The sequence below is a fragment of the uncultured Mycobacterium sp. genome (assembly GCF_964249325.1).
Taxonomy (GTDB): domain Bacteria; phylum Actinomycetota; class Actinomycetes; order Mycobacteriales; family Mycobacteriaceae; genus Mycobacterium.
Map to the genome: position 1 here is coordinate 3,882 of NZ_CAXUCH010000085.1, position 4,067 is coordinate 7,948.

General features: G+C 67.8%; 3 protein-coding genes and 2 pseudogenes (2 of these 5 cut by a window edge). 3 read left to right on the forward strand and 2 right to left on the reverse strand.

The features are described from left to right. Positions 1–467, forward strand: a pseudogene (locus tag ACFE99_RS12635) (FAD-dependent oxidoreductase); it begins 1,225 nt to the left of the window's first position. Positions 468–477: 10 nt separating this feature from the next. Here ACFE99_RS12635 and ACFE99_RS12640 read toward each other — a convergent pair. Beyond that, positions 478–930, reverse strand: a complete 453-nt coding sequence (locus ACFE99_RS12640; RefSeq protein ID WP_375485734.1) for a VOC family protein — start codon at positions 928–930, stop codon at positions 478–480. A gap of 93 nt (positions 931–1,023) precedes the next feature. Beyond that, positions 1,024–2,142 (reverse strand): citrate synthase 2, encoded by a 1,119-nt coding sequence (locus ACFE99_RS12645; RefSeq protein ID WP_375485736.1) that lies wholly within the window; start codon positions 2,140–2,142, stop codon positions 1,024–1,026. Between the two features lie 75 nt (positions 2,143–2,217). Here ACFE99_RS12645 and pdxH point away from each other — a divergent pair, with 75 nt between their 5' ends. Further along, positions 2,218–2,874: a pyridoxamine 5'-phosphate oxidase gene (gene pdxH / locus ACFE99_RS12650; RefSeq protein ID WP_375485738.1), complete on the forward strand. Its 657-nt coding sequence runs from the start codon at positions 2,218–2,220 to the stop codon at positions 2,872–2,874. Positions 2,875–2,879: 5 nt separating this feature from the next. Next, a pseudogene (locus ACFE99_RS12655) lies at positions 2,880–4,067 on the forward strand (MFS transporter); it runs 123 nt beyond the window's last position.

Here is a 4,067-nt window from a genome sequence, read left to right on the forward strand (position 1 = left end):
CAATCGGCTATCGCGGCAAGCCGATTCGCGATCTGCCGTTCGACGACGACGCCGGTGTCGTGCCGAACGACAAGGGCCGGGTCATCGATCCGGATAGGCGCCGGCCGGTGGCCGGCGCCTATGTCGCGGGCTGGATCAAGCGCGGGCCGACCGGGTTTATCGGCACCAACAAGTCATGCGCGTTGCAGACCGTGCAACAACTGGTCGACGACTTCAACGCCGGCTTGCTCGGCGAGCCGATCAGCAGACCATCGGCGTTGGACAAACTCGTTCGGGCACGACAGCCGGACGTCGTCGACGCCGCCGGGTGGCAGGCGATCAACGCGGCCGAGGTGACCCGGGGGAGCGCCGACGGGCGTCCCCGCAACAAGTTCACCTCGATCACCGACATGCTGGCAGCCGCGGTAAGTGCGCCACCGCGACCGCTGCGCCAGCGGCTGGCCACCCGGCTGCGCCAATTGGCTTAGGCCGATTGGCTTAGCCCGAGCCGCCCATCGCGGCGGCGATCTCCTCGATGCTGACCTCGCGGACGGGTTGCCCGAGTGACCAGTGGTGCCCGAATGGGTCGGCGACCACGCCGTAGCGGTCACCCCAGAACTGATCCTCCAACGGCGCCACCACGGTGGCGCCGGCGTCGAGCGCCTGTTGGAACTTGGCGTCCACGTCGGTGACGGTCAAGTGGATGGTGACCGGGGTTCCGCCTAACGACTTGGGCGTCATCGACTTACCACCAGAGACCTCCGGGAAGTCGTCGTTGAGCATGACCAAGAAGCCGTTGATGCGCAGCGCGGCGTGGATCAGTTTGCCGTCGGGGCGGGGCACCCGGCCCAGCTCCACGGCGTCAAAAGCCTTGGCGTAGAAGTCGATCACCGCGGCGGCGTCGTCGACCACGAGGTGTGGCGACAGTGCGGGTTCGACGGTGATCGCCATGATGGCCTCCCTGAGGTTGGTTTCTCGCGGCCCGGACGGGCTCACGAGTACTGACCGGGCCTGCGACGCAAACTCATCGCGGCGCAAGCGCCGTCACCCCTTATGGATCAGGTCCCAGCCTTCGACAGATTCCGGGCTGCGCGGGCTGGGTCCAACGTAGATGGCCGACGGCCGTACCAGCTTGCCCAGTTTCTTCTGCTCGAGAATGTGGGCGCACCAGCCGGCGGTTCGGCCGCAGGTGAACATCGCCGGCATCATCTTGGCGGGCACCCGGGCGAAGTCGAGGATCACCGCGGCCCAGAACTCCACGTTGGTTTCGATCGCGCGGTCCGGGCGGCGCTCCCGCAGCTCGGCCAATGCCGCCTGCTCAACAGCCAATGCCACTTCATAGCGCGGGGCGCCCAGGCGCTTGGCCGTCGCCCGCAGTACTCGCGCCCGGGGGTCCTCTGCGCGATAGACCCGGTGCCCGAATCCCATCAGCTTCTCGCCACGATCGAGGATTCCCTTGACCAGACCGCGCGCGTCGTCGGTGCGCTCCACTTCTTCGAGCATGGGCAGCACTCTGGCCGGCGCACCACCGTGCAGCGGGCCGCTCATCGCGCCGATCGCTCCCGAGAGCGCGGCCGCCACGTCGGCACCGGTCGATGCGATCACCCGGGCGGTGAACGTCGAGGCGTTCATGCCGTGCTCGGCGGCCGATACCCAATATGCGTCGACGGCCTCGATGTGGCGAGGGTCGGGCTCGCCCTGCCAACGAGTCATGAAACGCGCTGTGATCGTTGAGCATTCGTCGATGACCCGCTGCGGGACCGCCGGCTGGTGGATGCCGCGCGCCGACTGGGCGACGTAGGACAGCGCCATGACCGACGCTCGGGCCAACTGATCGCGTGCGGTGGTGTCGTCGATGTCGAGCAACGGCTGGTATCCCCAGATCGGTGCCAGCATGGCCAACCCCGCCTGCACATCGACGCGGACATCCCCGCTGTGGATCGGCAGCGGGAACGGCTCGGCCGGGGGCAGGCCGTGGCCGAATTTGCCGTCCACCAGAAGCGCCCACGCATCGCCGAAGGTGACCTGTCGGCTCACGAGATCTTCGATGTCGACGCCGCGGTAGCGCAGCTCGCCGCCGTCCTTGTCTGGTTCGGCGATCTCGGTGGTGAACGCAACCACGCCGTCGAGGCCGGCGACGAAATTCTCCGGGACCACAGTCATGGCGCCGATTCTCTCATTCCGCCCGGCGACGGCCGCTACCGGTCGGTAATGAACGGCCGGAGTAGCGTGGGCGCGATGGCAGGCCCCGACAGTGAGCACCTGGCGGCGATGCGGGTGGAATACAGCGCAGAAAAAGACAGTAGCCCCGATCTTGATGCGGACTGGCTCGACGAGGGCTGGGTTGCGTTGTTTCACAAGTGGATCGGCGACGCCGAACGCGCTGGAATCGCCGAACCCAACGCCATGGTGTTGGCCACCGTCGACTCGGGAAAGCCGGTCACCCGCTCCGTGCTGTGCAAAGGCGTCGACGAGACCGGGATCACGTTTTTCACCAACTACGACTCAGCGAAGGGCGCCGAGCTCACGGCGACCCCATACGCGTCGGCGACCTTTCCCTGGTATGCGCTGGGTCGCCAGTTCCACATCCGGGGACCGGTAAGCAAGGTCGATCCTGGCGTCACCGAGGACTACTGGTCCAAACGGCCGCGCGGCTCGCAGCTGGGCGCGTGGGCGTCGCAGCAGTCGGCTCCGATCGCCTCGCGTGCGGCGCTGCTCGATCAGCTCGCCGAGGTGACCGCGCGCTTCGCCGCCGTCGAGCACATCCCGGTGCCGCCGAACTGGGGCGGATACCGCATCGCGCCCGAGGTGGTCGAGTTCTGGCAGGGCCGAGAAGATCGGCTGCACAATAGGATTCGCGTCATCGGCGATCGCGTCGAACGTCTGCAGCCTTAAGCAGCGTGAGGCTCTTCGCCGACACCACACCGCTGGGAAGCCCCGACTTTCGCCGACTGTGGCTGGCCGGAATACCCAGCGTCATCGGCGCCAACCTGACGATTTTCGCGGTCCCCGTACAGATCTACGCGCTGACCGCAAACTCGGCGTATGTCGGGCTTGCCGGCGTGTTCGCGCTGGTGCCGCTGATCGTGTTCGGTCTGCTGGGCGGCGCCTGGGCCGACGCCATGGACCGGCGGGTGCTGCTGATCATCGCCTCCTGCGGACTGGCGGGGGCGTCGCTGCTGTTATGGCTGCAGGCTGCCTTGTCGATCGACGACGTGTGGGTGGTGCTGTGCCTGCTGGGCCTGCAGCAGGCGTGCTACGCGGTGAACTCGCCCACCCGCTCGGCGGCGATTCCGCGGATGCTGCCCGGACACCAATTGCCGGCTGCCAACGCGCTGAACATGACGGTGACCGGCTTCGGCTCCATCATCGGCCCGCTGCTGGCCGGCGTGATGTTGAATTGGGTCGACCTGTCCACGCTGTATCTGATCGACACGCTGACCTGCCTTGCCCCGATCTGGGCGACATTTCGGCTGGCCCCGATGCCGCTGACCGAACCCGCCCGGGCCGGCTGGGCACGATGGGGACCGACGGCCGTGCTGGCGGGCTTTCGCTATCTGTCCGGCAATACCGTGGTGTTGATGTCGTTCGTGGTCGACCTGATCGCGATGGTCCTGGGCATGCCGCGGGCGCTGTTCCCTCAACTGGCTCACGAGAACTTCGGCGGACCCATCGAGGGCGGCACCACGATGGCGCTGTTGGCCGGGGCGATGTCGGTCGGAGTTGTCGTCGGTGGCGTGTTCTCGGGCTGGTTCCCACGGGTTCAACGGCAGGGGCTGGCCGTCATCGTCGCGATTGTGGTGTGGGGGACGGCGATGGTCGGCTTCGGGCTGCTCAGCGGAGCGGCACAGGGCCGGGCCGGCCCGCTGCTGTGGGCGGCGCTGGGCTGCATGGCGTTTGGTGGTGTAGCGGAACACGGCATCGGCCGCCTTCCGGCAGACGATCCTGCAGCAAGCCGCCTCCGATGAGCTGCGGGGGCGGCTGCAGGGAGTGTTCATCGTGGTGGTTGCCGGCGGACCCCGTCTCGGTGACGCGGTGCACGGCGCCGCGGCCGGAGTGGTCGGGGCGCCCGCCGCGGCGGCCGGCGG

Coding starts and splice junctions, on each gene's coding strand:
- pdxH (WP_375485738.1), top strand. CDS start 2,218: ATGGCAGGCCCCGACAGTGAGCACCTGGCGGCGATGCGGGTGGAATAC.
- ACFE99_RS12645 (WP_375485736.1), bottom strand. CDS start 2,142: ATGACTGTGGTCCCGGAGAATTTCGTCGCCGGCCTCGACGGCGTGGTT.
- ACFE99_RS12640 (WP_375485734.1), bottom strand. CDS start 930: ATGGCGATCACCGTCGAACCCGCACTGTCGCCACACCTCGTGGTCGAC.